The following is a 16,653-nucleotide window of genomic DNA, read 5'->3' on the forward strand; positions in this document are numbered from 1 at the left end:
GCTCGTCCCTGCGGACTTACCAGTCTTCCTTGACGGCCATCACCGCGTCGCGCCCTGCGGCGGCACGGCCCGCCAGCCAAGCCGTCACCGTGCCCGAAACCACCACGGCCGCGCACAGTGCCGCCAGGCGCCACCCCGGGACGCGCAGGTCCATGGTCCAGTGAAAGCTTTGCGGGTTCACCACATGCACCAGCACCACCGACACGGCCAGCCCCAGCAGCACGCCGGCGAGCGCGCCCACCCCCGTCCAGGCCGCGCCTTCGGCGGCCACCACGGCCAGGATCTGGCGGCGCGTGAGGCCCAGGTGCGCGAGCAGGCCGAACTCCTTGCGCCGTGCCAGCACCTGCGCACTGAAGCTTGCGGCCACGCCGAACAGGCCGATGCCGATGGCCACGGCCTGCAGCCAGTAGGTCACGGCAAAGCTGCGGTCAAAGATATGCAGCGAGCGCTCGCGGATCGCGCTGGCCGATGCGAAGTCCAGCGGCAGTTCACCCGCCCCCTGCGTGGCGGCCAGGGCGCGTATGGCCTGCTGCAGTGCGGCCAGGTCGGCGCCCTCGCGCGGCCACAGCGCCAGGTCGCTGGTGCGTGCATCGCCCGTCAGGCGCAGGTAGTCCGCCCGGTCCAGCGCCACCGCGCCCGATTGGCGCGCATAGTCGCGCCAGACCCCGGCGATGAAGAAGCGCGGCGCCTCTACCTGGGTGCCGAAGGCCCGCGACAGGCCGTCCCACTGCATGCCGGGCGCCAGGCCATAGAGGTCCACCACGGCCTCGCTGATGTAGATGCCCAGGCTCCCGGCGGGCACGGGCAGGGCCGTACCCACCAAGGGCAGCTGGCGTGCCGGGTCCGCGCCCAGCGGCCGGCTGATGAGCATGAGCGCGGGGCGCGAGGGGTCGAGCTGCAGCGGGCTGGCGCGCAGCGGCTGCACCCGCTCGATGCCCGGCAAAGCCGCCACGGCCTCGGCAAAACCGGCGGGCAGCAGCGCTGCCTCGCTGCCCGGGCTGCCCAGGGCCGAGCGCACGTAGAGCGGCGAAGGCAGCACCCCGTCGAGCCATTGCGCGACCGAGCCGCGAAAGCTCGACACCATCACCGTGAGCGCCACGGCCAGGCTCAGGCTGGCCACCACGCCGCCCACGGCAATCGCCGCGCTGCCGCGCATGCGGCGCGCGCGCTCCAGCGCCAGCAGGGGCAGGGCATGCCGCGCGGCCAGCGGTTGCAGCCGCGCCAGCAGCGCCGCCATGCCGCGCGGCAGCAGGGCGATACCGCCCACCAGCAGCAGCGCAATGGCGCCATAGGCCGCCAGCGGAATGCCGGCCACGGGAGGCGCGAACGACAGCACCGCGCCTGTGGCCACCAGGGCCAGGCCTACGGTGCCCCGCTCGGCCCGGGCGCTGGCACTGCCCAGGCCCTTCAAGGTCTGCGCGGGGGGCAGGGTCTGTGCTGCGCGTGCCGGCCACCAGCCGCCGGCCAGGGCCGCGGCAATGCCCAGGGCACCATAGATGGCGGCAGCCGGCGCGCTCCACTGCAGTGCTGGCTGCACGCCCGCAAAATAGCCGCCGCCCAGGTCACCGCCCAGCAGGCGCAGCGCCGCTGCCGCCAGGCCCGTGCCCAGCGCAATGCCGGCCACGCTGCCCACCAGGCCCAGCACGGCCGACTCGGCCAGCACCAGCGCCAGGCGCTGGCGCGGCGTGGCTCCCAGCACGGCCAGCAGCGCGAATTGCGGCGCGCGCTGCGCCACGCTGAGCGCCAGCACCGAGAACACCAGGAAGGACCCCGTGAACAGCGCCACCAGCGCCAGCACCGTGAGGTTGACACGGTAGGCGCGTGACAGGTTGCTGATGCGCTGCGCCGCATCGCCCGGCTCGGCCAGCAGGGCCTGGGCCGGCCAGCCGGGCAGGGCGCGCAGGCCCTGGGCAAAGGCCGTGCGGTCGGTGCCGGTCTGCAGCTGCAGGTCGATGCGGGTCAGCTGCCCGCCGCGGCCGAACAGGTCCTGTGCGGCACCGATGTCCATCACCGCCAGCGGTGCGCCGCCCGCGCCCACCGTGCCGGCGACGCGCACGGCCAGGCGCTGCTGGCCGGTGTGCAGCGTGATCTGCGGCAACGGGGCATCGGCGCCGCCCGGTGCCGTGGACAGCCCCAGCGCCTGCAGCGCCGAGGGGTTCAGGAACACGGTGGCCGGTGCAAACAGGTCCAGCCGGTCCGCCTGCGCCCAGGGGCGCGGCATGAGCGCCGGGGCCACGGCGGGCAGCAGCAGGGCATCGGCCCCGAGCACGCGCAGCGGCACGCGCGCGGCCTGGGCGCCCGAGGCACCGGCCGGCGCCGCCACGGCCGACAGCTCCAGCACCGGGCTGGCGCGCGCTACTTGCGGGTGCGTGGCCAGGCGCGCGTACAGGGCTTCGTCCAGGTGGCCCTGCATGGCGCGCAGCTCCAGGTCGGGCTGGCCGTTGACGGCGCGCACCGCCTGCGAGAACTCGTCCAGCGCCGAGGCATTGATCACGTGCACCGCAAAGGCCAGCGCCACGCCCAGCATCACCGCCACCATGGCCGCCAGGCTGCGCCAGGGATGGTGGCGCAGGTCCTGCCAGGAGAAGGTGCGCAGCAGGGCGAACATGGCGCTAAGACGGTGTCAGCCCGCGCCGATGCCGTCGCTGGTCAGCCGCAGCACCCGGTCGGCACGCGCGGCCGCCGTGTCCGAGTGCGTGACCAGCACCAGCGAGGCGCCATGCCCGCGCGTCTGCGCGAGCAGCAGGTCCATCACGCGTGCGGCGGTGCTGGGGTCCAGGTTGCCCGTGGGCTCGTCGGCCAGCAGCAGGGCCGGGCGGTGCACCAGGGCGCGGGCAATCGCCACGCGCTGCAGCTGCCCGCCGCTGAGCTGCTGGGGCAGGCGCTCGCCCAGGCCTTCGAGCCCCACGGCAGCGAGCATCTGCTGCACGCGCGCCGCATCGCTCTGGCCCAGCAGCATCAGCGGCAGGGCCACGTTCTGCGCCACGTCCAGGTGCGGCAGCACATGGAAGGCCTGGAACACGAAGCCCACCTGCGCACGCCGCCACAGGGCGCGCGCCGTGTCGTCCAGCGTGCTCAGATCGGTGTCGCCATGCGTGATGCGCCCGGCGTCCCAGGTATCGAGCCCCGCCAGGCAGTTGAGCAGCGTGGACTTGCCCACGCCCGAGTCGCCCACGATGGCCACGAACTCACCGGGCTGCACGGCAAAGTCGACGCCGGCGAACACCGGGGCCTCGCCATAGTGCTTGCCCAGGCCGCGGACTATGAGAGGGGCCGTCATGGCGCCGGGGCATCCAGCCGGGCCAGCACGGCCCGCACCAGCGCGGCCGTGGCGTCGGGCTGGTCGCAGGCGATGGCCTGGCGCGCGGGCATGCTGCGCAGCCAGGTGATCTGGCGCTTGGCCAGCTGGCGCGTGGCGGCGATGCCGCGCTCGCGCAGGCTGTCCGGGGGGAAATGGCCGTACAGGCTTTCCCAGGCCTGGCGGTAGCCCACGCAGCGCATGGAGGGCAGGTCCGGGTGCAGGTCGCCGCGTGCGTGCAGGGCCTTCACCTCATCGAGGAAGCCGGCCGCCAGCATGGCGTCGAAGCGCTGGGCGATGCGTGCATGCAGCCAGGCGCGGTCATCGGGCTCCAGGCTGAACAGGGCGGTGCTGGCTGCCGCTGCACTGGGCGCACGGTCCTTGGCCTGGTGGAAGCTCGACAGCGGCCGGCCCGAGACATGCCAGACCTCCAGCGCGCGCTGGATGCGCTGGCTGTCGGCCGGTGCCAGGCGCGCCGCGGTGGCCGGGTCCACGCGCGCCAGCTCGGCATGCAGCGCGGGCCAGCCCTGTTCGGCGGCCTGGGCCTCGATGCGCTCGCGCACGGCCGGGTCGGCCGCGGGCATGTCGTCGATGCCATCGAACAGCGCCTTGAAGTACAGCATGGTGCCGCCCACCAGCAGCGGCAGTGCGCCGCGCGCGCGGACCTCGGCGATGAGGCGCGTGGCGTCCTGCACGAACTCGGCCGCGCTGTAGGCCTGCAGCGGGTCGCGGATGTCGATCAGGTGGTGCGGCACGGCGGCCAGCTCGTCCGGGCTGGGCTTGGCGGTGCCGATGTCCATGCCGCGGTAGACCAGGGCCGAGTCCACGCTGATGATCTCCACCGGCATGCGCGGCGCCAGCACGGCGGCCAGCGCCAGGGCGCCCGCGGTCTTGCCCGAGGCGGTGGGGCCGGCCAGGGCGATGGCCGTGGGGGCTTCAGGCGCGCTCAACCGGGTCTCCGAATTTCTGTACCAGGGTCCAGGAGATCACGGCCAGCACCAGCGACCAGAACCAGATGCCGTTGACCAGCGGCCACACCGTGCCATCGAGGCGCAGCCCCAGCCAGGCGCCGATGCCGAAGGCCGCCAGCATCATCATGAAGCCATTGAGCGCCGAGGCCACGCCGGCCGCCTGCGGAAACGGCCCCACCGCACCGCTCTGCCCGCAGGGCTGGTGGACGCCATGGGCCAGCATGAACAGCGCGAACGGCAGCAGCAGCGCCACCGGGTGGTGCCAGCCCAGGAAGGCGACCAAGGCCATCAGCGTGCCACCGGCCAGGCTCAGGCCGCCCGCAATGGCCACGGAGCGCTTGAGGCCGAAGCGTGCCAGCAGCCTGCGGCACAGGAAAGTGCCCGCGAAATAGGCCACACAGACCGACGCCATCGCCCCGCCATACTGCGTGCGCGACAGGCCCAGCACATCGATGAACACGAAGGACGAAGAGGCGAGAAAGCTGAACAGCCCGCCATAGGTGGCCGTGGTCTGCAGCGAAAAGGCCCAGAAGGTCGGGGTGCGCAGCACCTGCAGCCAGGTGGCCACCAGGGTCCGCGGCTGCAGGGCGCGCGGGTTGCGGTGCACCAGGGTCTCGGGCAGGCGCAGGGCCACCAGGGTCAGCGTGGCCACGGCATACACCGTGAGGGCCGAGAGCGAGGCGCGCCAGCCCAGCCACTCGGCCAGCAGGCCGCCCAGCGGCGCGCAGACGCAGGCCACGATGCCCAGGCCGGTGAGTGCCTTGGACATGGCGCGCGCGCCTTCGAGCGGGGTGTACAGGTCGCGTACGATGGCGCGCGCGCACATCACCACCGAGCCCATGGCCGCCCCCTGGGCCACGCGCCACAGGATCAGCAGCGACATGTTGGGCGCCAGCGCGCTGCCGATGGAGGCCACGGTGTAGATGGACAGGCCCGCCAGCAGGATGGGGCGGCGGCCGAAGCGGTCCGACAGCGGGCCCCAGACCAGCTGCGAGCAGCCGAAGGCCAGCAGCAGGCCGCTGAGCGTGAGCTGGGCCACGGACACGGACGAGCCCAGGCTGCGCGTGAGCGCCGGCAGGGCCGGCAGGTACAGGTCGGTGGTGACGGGCTGGATGCTCAGCAGCAGGGCCAGGACCAGGATGGCCAGGGCCGAAGGAATGGCAACGGGCGTGGCCGGATGGCCCGCGGTGGCGAAGGGGGCAGACATATCTGTCTGAGCGTACCAGAAGGTGCGGGGAAACCCGGGGATGGGGGCTTCAGGTCGCGTGCACGACATCGGTGCGCCAGGGGCCGCCCTACAGTGCATCGCGGCGCCTTGCGCGGCGCCAGCACCCCCACCACAACAACAGGAGACAAGCGCATGCACCACCACCCAGGCGACCCCCGCAGCCGCCTCCCTCGCTCACCGAGCCCATCCAACCCCCTGGCCCGCGCGGTGCTCGCGCTGGCGCTGGGCAGCCTCCTCGCCACCGCTGTGCAGGCGCAGGCGCCCGCGGCGCCGGCCCTGCCGCCGCCCGAATCGGTCACGCTCGACAAGCTGGGCTACATGGCCAGCTTCCCGCCCGAAGGCGCCCAGCGTGTGGACCTCAGCAACTCCTACAAGTACCCGCAGATGCGCTGGGCCCTGCAGCACCTGCGCGAACTGCAGCCCACGCGCAACATCCGCCGCGGCGCGGCCCCGGTATCGGCGCTGCCGGCCGATCCGCGCCCGCTGGGCGCGGTCTCGTTCGACGACGACAAGGGCCAGCCCATCACCGTGGACCAGTGGCTCACGCGCACCTACACGGACGCCATCGTGGTGCTGCACAAGGGCAAGGTGGTGTTCGAGCGCTACGACAACCAGATGAAGCCCTGGACGCCGCACCTGCTGTTCTCGGTCACCAAGTCCTTCACCGGGCTGATGGCCGCGCAGTTGGCTCACGAGGGCAAGATCGACCCCGCGGCGCTGGTCACGAAGTACGTGCCCGAGCTGGCCGATTCAGCCTGGGGCGACATGAAGGTGCGCGAGGTCATGGACATGACCGGGGCCGTGCGCTTCCGCGAGGTCTACACCGACCCCACGACCGAGATCTTCGGCTACAGCTGGGCCAGCGGCATGCTGCCGCGCCCGCCGGGCTACCAGGGGACGACCACCATCTACGACTTCCTCAAGACCCTGAAGAAGGAGGGCGAGCACGGCGAGGGTTTCGTCTACCGCACCGTGCATTCCGAGGTGCTGGGCTGGATCGTCTCGCGTGCCACGGGCAGGCACTGGGCCGAGCTCATGGGCGAGAACATCTGGCAGAAGCTGGGCATGGAGGAAGACGCCCATGTGATGGTGGACAGCGTGGGCACCCCGCTGCAGGGCGCGGGCCTGAATGCCACGGCGCGCGACCTGGCGCGCTTTGGCGAAATGCTGCGCCTGGGGGGCACGTTCAATGGCCAGAAGGTCTTCGACAAGGCCGTGATCGACGACACCGCCAAGGGCGGCGACCGCGGCAAGTTCCAGTTCCGCGGCATCCAGACCGCGCGGCCTGGCTACAGCTACCGCAACCAGTGGTGGGTGCTGCACAACGCCGATGGCGCCTATGAAGCCTCCGGCATCCACGGGCAGATGGTCCATGTGAACCCGGCCGCCGAGATGGTGGTCGTCAAGCTCTCCTCGCACCCCGTGGCCAGCGCGGCCGCCACGCAGGCGCTCACGCTCAAGGCGTGGTCGGCGCTGGCGCAGGCGGTGCGTCGTTGAGGCCCACGAGGGGCGCGGGGTCGCCCTCGTAGCCCGGCGGCGTGAGCCTAAACAACGAGGCCAGGGCCTCGCGGTAGAGCTCCATGCCCACGTCGTTGGTGTTGTGGTGCGAGCCGCCCTCCACCAGCACGAAGCGCTTGGGCTCCTGGGCCGCGTCGTAGAGCTTGCGTCCGAGCGCGGGCAGGATCAGGCTGTCCCTGCTGCCATGCACCACCAGCAGGGGCGAGCCGATCTCGGCCACCTTGCGCACCGATTCGAAGCGCTGGGTGATCAGGGCCGACACCGGCAGCCAGCCCCACTTGAAGGTGCTGACCACCTCGGCGATGCTGGTGAAGGTGCCCTCGACCATCACCCCCTTCTCGTCCTGGACCTCGCGCGCCAGGTCGATGGCGATGGCGCCCCCCAGCGAGTGGCCGAAGATGTAACGCGGGGCCGTGGGGTGGCGCTCGGCCAGCCAGTCCCAGGCGGCGCGTGCGTCCTCGGCGGCCATGGCTTCCGAGGGCAGGCCTTCGCTGCTCTGGCCGAAGCCGCGGTAGTCCACGGCCAGCACCGAGAAACCAAGTGCATTCATGCGCCGGATCCGCGGCGAGGAGCCGGCCACGTTCCAGCGCGCACCATGCAGGTAGAGCAGCACCGGTGCATCGGCGCGCTCGGCCGGCATCCACAGCCCGTGCAGGCGCTCGGCCTTGGCCGTGGTGCGCGACGCGAAGGGGATCCACACGTCCTGCATGCCCTCGGTGATCCCCGTGCTGCCCCAGCTGCGGTTGCTGGGCTGGAAGATCCATTCGCGCTGCTTGGCATCGAGGGTGGAGCAACCCGCACTGACCGCCAGGGCCAGCACCAGGGAGAGCAGGAGGGCGGTGCGTTTCATGGGTGGAGCAGACTCGCGTGCGGGCCGGAAAGTTCTGCTTTTTCATGCACGCACCGTGCCTGTTACGCAAAAGGGAGGCCAAGCCTGCCTTTTGTTACCTGTTTCCCGCTTTTGGCGGGATTTTGAGCGCTGTTTTGGGTTACACCACGCCTTGGGCGATCATGGCGTCGGCCACCTTCACGAAGCCTGCCACATTGGCGCCGTCCACATAGCTCACGCTGCCGTCGGCACGCTTGCCGTAGCGCAGGCAGGCGGCGTGGATGCCCTGCATGATCTGCAGCAGGCGCGCGTCGACCTCTTCGCGCGGCCAGGACAGGCGGGCCGCGTTCTGGCTCATCTCCAGGCCCGAGGTGGCCACGCCGCCCGCGTTGCTGGCCTTGCCGGGGGCGTACAGCACGCCCGCCGCCTCGAAGGCCTTGGCGGCTTCGATGGTGGACGGCATGTTGGCGCCTTCGGCCACGCAGACCACGCCGTTTCGGATCAGCACGGCCGCATCGTCGGCATCGAGTTCGTTCTGCGTGGCGCAGGGCAGGGCCACGTCCACCGGCACATGCCAGGGGCGCACGCCGGCCTCGAACCGCGCGCCCGTGCGCGCCGCGTAGTCGGCCACGCGGCCATAGTGGTGGTTCTTCACATCCATCAGGATGGCCAGCTTCTCGGGCGTGAAGCCTTCTTCATCGATGATGGTGCCGCTGGAATCGGACACCGTGACCACCTTGGCGCCCAGCTGCATGGCCTTTTCCACCGCGTACTGCGCGACGTTGCCCGAGCCCGAGACCGACACGCGCAGCCCATCGAAGCTGCGGCCTTTCTGCTTGAGCATTTCGGCCGCGAAGTACACGGTGCCGTAGCCCGTGGCCTCGGGTCGGATCAGCGAGCCGCCGAAGGACAGGCCCTTGCCCGTGAACACGCAGTCGGCGCGGTTGCTGAGCTTTTTCATCATGCCGGCCATGAAGCCCACCTCGCGCCCGCCCACACCGATGTCGCCGGCCGGCACGTCCGTGTCCGCGCCCACATGGCGGAACAGCTCGGTCACGAAGGCCTGGCAAAAGCGCATCACCTCGCCGGGGCTCTTGCCCTTGGGGTCGAAGTCCGAACCGCCCTTGCCGCCGCCCATGGGCAGGGTGGTCAGCGCGTTCTTGAAGGTCTGCTCGAAGGCCAGGAACTTGAGCACCGACAGGTTCACCGAGGGATGGAAGCGCAGCCCGCCCTTGTAGGGGCCGATGGCCATGCTGTGCTGGATGCGGTAGCCGCGGTTCACCTGCACGCTGCCATGGTCGTCCACCCAGGAGACGCGGAACATCACCACGCGCTCGGGCTCCACCAGGCGCTCCAGCAGGCCATGCTCGGCGTAGCGCGGGTGCTCGGCGATGAAGGGCCAGAGACTTTCCGTGACTTCTGTAACGGCTTGCAAAAACTCGGGTTGGTGGGGGTTGCGCTGCGCAACCTGGGCCAGGAAACTGCCTGCGGACTCGTGCTTCATGTCAGAAAAATGTCTTTCCAGAAAGAGAGGGTTGGAGATGCCCGGCAAAGGACCGGGTGGCTTGGTTATGTCAAAAAAACATGACATCATGCATGGCAATGCACAATTTTGGGGATTATGACGCTTTGATTGCACCAATTTGATGCAAAGGTCCTGTGTGTTGCAGTGCCAAGGCCCCGTGCTGCGATGCGTCATGCAGATGTCACACGCCGACCCCACAGTTCGGCGATTCCAATTCATGAACGAGGAGAAGACGATGCACAACAACGGTTTGAAAGCCGCTCCCCTGGCCGTGCTCGCAGCCCTGGCCCTGACGGCCTGCGGTGGCGACAACGATTCCAAGTACCCCACGCTCAATGGCGCGACGCCCCTGGTGGTCGGCCACCGTGGTGCCAGCGGCTACCTGCCCGAGCACACCCTGGAAAGCTACCGCCGCGCCATCGAGCTGGGCGCCGACTTCATCGAGCCCGATCTCGTGGCCACCAAGGACGGTGTGCTGATCGCGCGCCACGAGCCCAACATCACCTCCACCACCGACGTCGCGCAGCGCCCCGAGTTCGCCAGCCGCAAGACCGAGAAGATTGTGGACGGCGTGAAAGAACAAGGCTGGTTCGCCAGCGACTTCACGCTGGCCGAGATCAAGACCCTGCGCGCCGTGCAGCCCATGGCCGACCGCGACCAGTCCAACAACGGCAAGTTCCTGATCCCGACCTACGAAGAAATCATCGAGCTGGCCAAGACCGAAGGCGCCAAGGCCGGTCGCACCGTGGGCGTGTACACCGAGACCAAGCACCCCACCTACCATGTGGGCCTGAACCTGGCGCTGGAAGACCGCCTGTTGTCCATCCTGGCCAAGAACGGCTACACGGCCAAGAACTCGCCGGTCATCATCCAGTCCTTCGAGGTCGCCAACCTCAAGTACCTGCGCAGCAAGACCCAGGTGCGCCTGGTGCAGCTGGTGGACGCTGACGACGTGAAGGCCGATGGCAGCATGTCGCTGGTCGCCCCTTACGACAAGCCCTACGACTTCGCCGTGGCCGGCGATGCCCGCACCTTCGCCAGCCTGCTGACCCCGGCCGGCCTCAAGGAAGTCAAGACCTACGCCGACGGCATCGGCCCCTGGAAGCCCTACCTGATCCCCTCCAAGCAGGTCGACGCCAACAACGACGGCAAGCCCGACGACCTGAACGGCGACGGCATCATCGACAACCGCGACCGCGTGATGATGCCCCCGACCGACGTGGTGAAGAACGCGCACGCCGAAGGCCTGTTCGTGCACCCCTACACCTTCCGCAGCGAGCCCAAGCAACTGGCCTCGGACTTCAAGGGCGATCCCAAGGCCGAGTACAAGCTGTTCTTCAACCTGGGGGTGGACGGCCTGTTCAGCGACTTCCCCGACCAAGCCAAGGCGGCGCGCGACAACTGATGTTGCCTTCGCCCTGAGCCCGCAAGCCCGCCCTGTGCGGGCTTTTTTCTTGGCCTGGGGGCTCTCAGAAGCCGCGCCGGATACCCGCGCTCAGCAGCGTGCGGCCGCTTTGCCGGCCAATGCTGCCGTCGATTTGCCATTGCGGCGCCCATTCCCAGCGGGCGCCGGTCTGGAAGGTGGGGGCGCTGCCGCGCTGGCCGAAGGCCTCGGCGTGCACGGTGACGGGGCCGAGTGTGCGTTCGACGGCAAAGCCCCAGGCGGGGGCCCAGTGGCGTTCGGGCATGCGCAGGGCGCCCAGGTTGGCGTGCAGGGCGCCCCAGGGGGTGGCGCAGGTGCCTATCAGGGTCAGCGCCAGGGTGTTGTGGGCCGTGTGGCGGGTGTGCACCGCGCCGAAGCTGCTGGCCGCGTTGCAGCCTTCATCCCGGGACGGGCTCCACAGCCACTTGGCCTGCAGGCCGTGCAGGGTGGCGTGGCCGTCCCGGTCGCGCGCCAGCACGCCGCCCAGCTCGATGCCCTGCCAGGGCGCATAGGCCGGCGCCAGGTAGGCGCTGCCCCTGGCACCCCGGGTGCCTTCCCACCAGGCTTCCAGCTGGCCCCCGGCGGTCTCGGCGACGCCGGCATCGTCCACGCTGAGCGGGCGCCCTGCCTCTGCGGGCAGTGAGATGGCCAGGGCTGCGGCCGCGGTGCTCCACCAGCGGGCCTGCCGGGGGCCTGTGCGGGTGGGGCCTGGGAGTCGGGGGTGGCTGCTGCGCATCGTGGTCTTGTCGTTGGCTGAGGAGCACGCCCTTGCGGCCGGCCCCGTTGGCTATGAACCCGGCCGCTCGCTAGCGCCCGCGCAGGAACAGCGCGTCCAGCTCGCGCATGGACAGCTGGCGCCAGGTGGGGCGGCCATGGTTGCACTGGTCGGAGCGGTCGGTGGTCTCCATCTGGCGCAGCAGGGCGTTCATCTCGTCGATGGTGAGGCGGCGGTTGGCACGCACGGCACCATGGCAGGCCATGGTGCCCAGGATCTCGTTGCGCGCGCGCTGCACCACCGTGGTGGCGTCGTGCGCGGCCAGCTCGGCCAGCACGCTGCGCGCCAGCTCCACGGGGTCGCCCTGGGCCAGCGTGGTGGGCACGGCGCGCACGGCCAGGGTCTTGGGCGAGAAGGGCGCCACTTCCAGGCCCAGCATGGACAGTACCTCGACCGAGGCCTCGGCCGTGGCCACCTCTTCGGGCGTGGCCGCGAAGGTGGCGGGGATCAGCAGCGGCTGGCTGGCGATGCGCGCGCCGCTGTCCACCTGGGATTTCAGGCGCTCGTAGACGATGCGCTCGTGCGCCGCATGCATGTCCACGATGACCATGCCCTGCGCGTTCTCGGCCAGGATGTACACGCCGTGCAGTTGCGCCACGGCGCGGCCCAGGGGCCAGGTGGCTTCCTGGCCGTCGCGGCCCACGGGCAGGGGCGCATCGCCCGCCGGCCGCTGCGGGGCCCATGGCACTGCGGGTGCAGGGCTGCTGGCAGGCAGCGCCGGGCGCCCGGCGACCACGGCATCGGTCTGCGGCGCCGCAGGCACGGTGCCATTGAGGGTGAAGCCGGTGCCGGGGGCGGGTGCGGCGGCAGGTGGCGTGCCCCAGAGGGCCTGCAGGTCCGAGACCTTGTTGCCCACGGGCTCGTCAAAGCGCATGGCCGACTGGGCACGCCAGTCGGGCAGCGGTGTCCGGGACAGCGTGAAGGGGGCGGCTTCGGCGGCTGCCGGGGCGGTCTCGGCGGCCAGGGCCGCAGCCGCCAAGGCTGCGGCACGCGGCGCGGCCAGCGCGTTCTCCACCGCATGGCGCACGGCTTGGTGCACCTCGCGGCTGTCGCGAAAGCGCACCTCGATCTTGGTCGGGTGCACGTTCACGTCCACGCGCGCGGGGTCGATCTCCACGTAGAGCGCATACACGGGCTGCTTGTGGCCGTGCAGCACATCTTCATAGGCGCTGCGCGCGGCATGCGTGAGCACCTTGTCGCGCACGAAGCGGCCGTTGACATAGCAGTACTGGTGGTCGGCGCGCGAGCGCGCGGCGTCGGGCAGGCCGGCGCGGCCAGTCACGGTGACGGGGCCTGCGCGGTGGTGCACGGGGACCGATTCGGTGACGAAATCCTCGCCCAGCACGTCGGACAGGCGGCGCGCCAGCGCGTCCTGCGCATCGCCCTGGCCGGGCACGAAGGTGGCGCGCCACTGCTCCACCAGCTTGCCCTCGTGCCAGATGGCAAAGCCCACGTCGGGCCGCGCCAGCGCATGGCGGCGCACGGACTCGATGCAGTGTGCGAGTTCGGTGGCGTCGGTTTTCAGGAACTTGCGCCGCGCCGGGGTGGAGAAGAACAGTTCCTTGACCTCCACCGTGGTGCCCGTGGCGCGTGCCGCGGGGCGCAGCTCGCCGCTGCGTGCGTCGAGCAGAAAGGCCGTGGTCTGGCTGGCCGGGCGCGAGAGCAGCGACATCTCGGACACCGAGGCCACCGCAGCCAGGGCCTCGCCGCGAAAGCCCATGGTGGCCACGGTCTCCAGGTCCGTGAGGTTGGTGATCTTGCTCGTGGCATGGCGGCGCAGGGCCACGGGCAACTCGTCCTGCGGGATGCCGCCGCCGTCGTCCTCCACCGTGATCAGGCGCACCCCACCGGCCGACAGGCGCACGGTGATCTGGCTGGCGCCGGCATCGAGGGCGTTGTCCACCAGTTCGCGCACCACCGAGGCGGGGCGCTCGACCACTTCGCCGGCCGCGATCTGGCTGATCAGCTCATCGGGCAGGTCGCGGATGGGGCGGCGGGCCGGGGTGTCGGTGGTGGAGGTGGGAAGGGGGATGGAGCTCACCAGACCATTTTAGGTCGCCCGCGCGTGGGGGATTGGCCGGGCGGGCAAATGCCCATGGGGATAATGCGCGCTGCTTTCAACCGCCCTGACCCATGGAACTCATCACCTTCCTGATCGACTTCATCCTGCACGTGGACAAGTACCTCGAGATGTTCGTGCAGAACTACGGGCCCTGGGTCTATGCGCTGCTGTTCATCATCGTCTTCGTCGAGACCGGCGTGGTGGTCATGCCCTTTCTGCCCGGGGACTCGCTGCTCTTCATCGTGGGCGCGCTGTGCGGCGCGGGGCTCATGAACTTTCCGCTGGCCTGCGCGGTGCTGATCGTGGCCGCCATCCTCGGGGACCAGTGCAACTACTCGATTGGCCGCTATTTCGGGCCCAAGGTCTTCCAGTGGGAGGATTCGCGCTGGTTCAACCGCCGCGCCTTCAACCAGGCCCATGAGTTCTACGAGCGCTATGGCGGCATCACCATCGTGATCGCGCGTTTCATGCCCTTCATCCGCACCTTTGCGCCCTTCGTGGCGGGCGTGGCCGAGATGTCGCGCGGCAAGTTCACGGCCTACAACGTGGGCGGCGCGCTGCTGTGGGTGCTGGGCATTGCCACGGCGGGCTACTTCTTCGGCAATTTCGCCTGGGTCAAGGAGAACCTGGACAAGATCATCTGGGCCATGATCTTCATCCCCGGACTCATTGCCATCTTTGGCGCCTGGCGTGCCGGCCGCAAGGCCAAGGCCATGGCTTGATGCCCGCAGCCTGAACGGCAAAGCGCCGGCCATCGCGAGATGGCGGCGCTTTTTTCATGGCGGGGTTCCAGTGGCTCAACGGCGATAGCGGCGTTGGTCGCGGTCCTCGCCGATTTCGTGGCCCACCAGGGCGCCGGCGGCGGCGCCACCGATGGTGCCCACGGGGCCGCCGAAGATGGCATTGCCGGCAGCACCGCCGACCACGGCGCCGACGCCGGTACCGACCTGTGCGTTGGTGGGGTTGGAGGCGCAACCGCCCATGGCCAGGGCGGCAGTGGCGGATGCGGCGACGAGCAGGGTTCGAAGGGTGGTAGTCATGGCAGGAGTCCTTTGCGGTGGGTGGAATCAGGCCTTGAAGTGCTGGAGCCCAGGGGGCAACAGGGTTTCGACCTGTGCCTCTACTGTCCCGCGGCAGCCGTTTTTGTGGTGTAGGTACCCGGGGGCAGCGGCTGTAGGACCCTGGCCGGGCGCCCTGTCCCCCACCAGCGTTGCGCGGGGCGCACGCCAGGCGCGTTTTGATTGCCAAGCGGTGCAGGGCGAGGGATCATGCGGCGTTCACTTCGGGCCGCGGGCCCGCTGCCGCACTGCGGCCATAACAAACAAGGAGACACCATGAGCCAACTCGCACTTCCATCCCCCGGCAACAGCACCAACGGCACGGGGGGCGGCCGGCTCACCGTGGCCCAGCAGATCGGCCTGGTCGTGGCGTTGGCGGCGGCTGTGCTGGTCGTGGTGCTGGCGCTCAGCCTGGTGCGTGTGCAGCACCTGGGCGCCACGGTGGAGCACCTGGCCAACGAGCAGGTGGAGCGCTTGCAGCTGGCGCTGCGCTGGCGCAGCAACATCGCGGTCAACTCCACGCGCGTGTTCTCGGTCGTGCAGTCCGACGGCGACGACCTGCAGAACTTCTTCAAGGACCTGATCGCCGCGACCACGGCCGACACGTCGACGGTGCAAAAGCGCTACACCGAACTGGAAACCAGCCCCGAGGGGCTGCGCATCCAGGAGGAACTGGCCGCGGTGCGCAAGCCCTACCTGGAGACGCGCGACAAGGCCCTGGCGCTGAAGAAGGGGGGCGACATGGCGGCCGCCAAGTCGTTTGCCCTGTCCACCTTTGTCCCGGTGGTCAACCAGTACAACGCCGTGGCCGACAAGATGGTGGCCTACCAGGTCAAGCGCTCGGCCGACCAGGCGGCCGAGGCGGCGGGGCTGATCCGCTCCTACCGCACCATGGTGCTGGTGGCGGGTGTGGCCGGCCTGGCGCTGCTGATGCTGCTGTCCTGGGTGGTGGTGCAGCGCATCCGTGCTTCGCTGCACGGGGTGGCCGTGGTGGCGCGCAGCATCGGCGAGGGCGATCTGTCGCAGCACATCGCTGTGCAGGGACGTGGCGAGGTGGCCGAGATGATGCAGGCCATGCAGCACATGCAGACCTCGCTGGTGCGCATCGTGGGCTCCGTGCGCCAGAGCAGCGATTCCATCGCCACGGGCTCCAGCGAAATTGCCATGGGCAATGCGGACCTGAGCCAGCGCACCGAGGAGCAGGCCAGCAACCTGGAGGAGACGGCCGCCTCCATGGAGGAGATCACCAGCACCGTGAAGAACAACGCCGACACCGCGCGCAAGGCGGCCGAGCTGGCCGGCACCGCATCGCAGGCGGCTGAACGCGGCGGCGAGGTGGTGGGCCAGGTGGTGGCCACCATGCAGGACATCTCGGCCGCGTCGAAGAAGATCACGGACATCATCGCGGTGATCGACGGCATCGCCTTCCAGACCAACATCCTGGCGCTCAATGCCGCGGTCGAGGCCGCGCGTGCGGGCGAGCAGGGCCGGGGCTTTGCCGTGGTGGCCAGCGAGGTGCGCAGCCTGGCCCAGCGCAGTGCCGAGGCCGCCAAGGAAATCAAGGGTCTGATCGGTGCCAGTGCCGAGCGCGTGGACAACGGCACGCGCCTGGTGGCCGATGCGGGCTCCAGCATGGAAGACATCGTCACCCAGGTCAGGCGCGTGAGCGCCCTGATCGGCGAGATCTCCACCGCCACGGGCGAGCAGACCCTGGGCATCGGCCAGGTGGGCGAAGCGGTGGCCCAGCTCGACCAGGTGACGCAGCAGAATGCGGCCCTGGTGGAGCAGAGCGCTGCCGCGGCCGACAGCCTCAAGCACCAGGCGGCGCGCCTGGCCGAGACCGTCAGCGTCTTCCGTTTGTGAGGTGACCCCCTGAGCCGCCTTCTGCACCATCCCCGTCCCCACTTCGGCGGGGCGGTTGGGCCTGGGGCGTGCCAGTTGTGCCGGCTGCTGGCGGTGTGCAGCC

Annotated in this window: 13 protein-coding genes; 4 read left to right on the forward strand and 9 right to left on the reverse strand. The window is 70.1% G+C overall.

The genetic code is table 11. The features are described 5' to 3' along the window. Nucleotides 1-16: 16 nt before the first annotated feature. The 4 genes from HNP48_RS15210 to HNP48_RS15225 are packed head-to-tail and all read right to left on the reverse strand — an operon-like array spanning nt 17 to nt 5,476. Nucleotides 17-2,608 carry an FtsX-like permease family protein gene (locus HNP48_RS15210; protein ID WP_184858350.1) on the reverse strand — a complete coding sequence of 864 codons (2,592 nt, stop codon included), beginning with the start codon at nt 2,606-2,608 and terminating at the stop codon, nt 17-19. Nucleotides 2,609-2,623: 15 nt separating this feature from the next. Further along, complete coding sequence (locus tag HNP48_RS15215; protein ID WP_184858353.1) at nt 2,624-3,280, reverse strand: ABC transporter ATP-binding protein; 657 nt, start codon at nt 3,278-3,280, stop codon at nt 2,624-2,626. Next, complete coding sequence (gene miaA / locus HNP48_RS15220) at nt 3,277-4,248, reverse strand: tRNA (adenosine(37)-N6)-dimethylallyltransferase MiaA (protein WP_184858355.1); 972 nt, start codon at nt 4,246-4,248, stop codon at nt 3,277-3,279. Before miaA ends, HNP48_RS15215 begins: the two co-directional genes overlap by 4 nt. Then, entirely contained in the window at nt 4,235-5,476 is a 1,242-nt protein-coding gene (locus tag HNP48_RS15225; RefSeq protein WP_184858357.1) for a multidrug effflux MFS transporter, read from the reverse strand. Before HNP48_RS15225 ends, miaA begins: the two co-directional genes overlap by 14 nt. A 153-nt stretch (nt 5,477-5,629) precedes the next feature. Between HNP48_RS15225 and HNP48_RS15230 the strand changes: the two genes are divergently transcribed. Next, entirely contained in the window at nt 5,630-6,994 is a 1,365-nt protein-coding gene (locus HNP48_RS15230) for a serine hydrolase (RefSeq protein WP_184858359.1), read from the forward strand. Here HNP48_RS15230 and HNP48_RS15235 read toward each other — a convergent pair. Together HNP48_RS15235 and gdhA are read right to left on the reverse strand one after the other, a co-directional pair. Continuing rightward, nucleotides 6,954-7,865 (reverse strand): alpha/beta hydrolase, encoded by a 912-nt coding sequence (locus HNP48_RS15235; RefSeq protein WP_184858361.1) that lies wholly within the window; start codon nt 7,863-7,865, stop codon nt 6,954-6,956. The genes HNP48_RS15230 and HNP48_RS15235 overlap by 41 nt on opposite strands. A 139-nt stretch (nt 7,866-8,004) precedes the next feature. After that, nucleotides 8,005-9,348: an NADP-specific glutamate dehydrogenase gene (gene gdhA, locus HNP48_RS15240; protein WP_184858363.1), complete on the reverse strand. Its 1,344-nt coding sequence runs from the start codon at nt 9,346-9,348 to the stop codon at nt 8,005-8,007. Nucleotides 9,349-9,604: 256 nt separating this feature from the next. Here gdhA and HNP48_RS15245 point away from each other — a divergent pair, with 256 nt between their 5' ends. After that, nucleotides 9,605-10,774, forward strand: coding sequence for a glycerophosphodiester phosphodiesterase (locus HNP48_RS15245; RefSeq protein WP_184858365.1), 1,170 nt, complete (start codon nt 9,605-9,607; stop codon nt 10,772-10,774). Nucleotides 10,775-10,838: 64 nt separating this feature from the next. Here the strand turns inward: HNP48_RS15245 and HNP48_RS15250 are convergent, their stop codons facing one another. Beyond that, nucleotides 10,839-11,528, reverse strand: a complete 690-nt coding sequence (locus tag HNP48_RS15250; RefSeq protein WP_184858367.1) for a hypothetical protein — start codon at nt 11,526-11,528, stop codon at nt 10,839-10,841. A 70-nt stretch (nt 11,529-11,598) separates the two neighbouring features. After that, on the reverse strand, nt 11,599-13,608 hold the full coding sequence (mutL, locus tag HNP48_RS15255) for a DNA mismatch repair endonuclease MutL (protein ID WP_184858369.1): 2,010 nt from the start codon (nt 13,606-13,608) through the stop codon (nt 11,599-11,601). A gap of 92 nt (nt 13,609-13,700) precedes the next feature. On the opposite strand from mutL, the gene HNP48_RS15260 reads away from it, so the two are divergent. After that, nucleotides 13,701-14,351, forward strand: coding sequence for a DedA family protein (locus HNP48_RS15260; protein WP_184858371.1), 651 nt, complete (start codon nt 13,701-13,703; stop codon nt 14,349-14,351). Nucleotides 14,352-14,426: 75 nt separating this feature from the next. Here HNP48_RS15260 and HNP48_RS15265 read toward each other — a convergent pair whose 3' ends face one another. After that, a complete protein-coding gene (locus HNP48_RS15265; RefSeq protein WP_007856567.1) occupies nt 14,427-14,669 on the reverse strand; it encodes a glycine zipper 2TM domain-containing protein in 243 nt (80 codons plus the stop codon). Between the two features lie 294 nt (nt 14,670-14,963). Between HNP48_RS15265 and HNP48_RS15270 the strand changes: the two genes are divergently transcribed. After that, entirely contained in the window at nt 14,964-16,550 is a 1,587-nt protein-coding gene (locus tag HNP48_RS15270) for a methyl-accepting chemotaxis protein (protein ID WP_184858373.1), read from the forward strand. Nucleotides 16,551-16,653 lie beyond the last annotated feature (103 nt).

The organism is Acidovorax soli (genome assembly GCF_014207955.1).
GTDB lineage: Bacteria > Pseudomonadota > Gammaproteobacteria > Burkholderiales > Burkholderiaceae_C > Acidovorax > Acidovorax soli_A.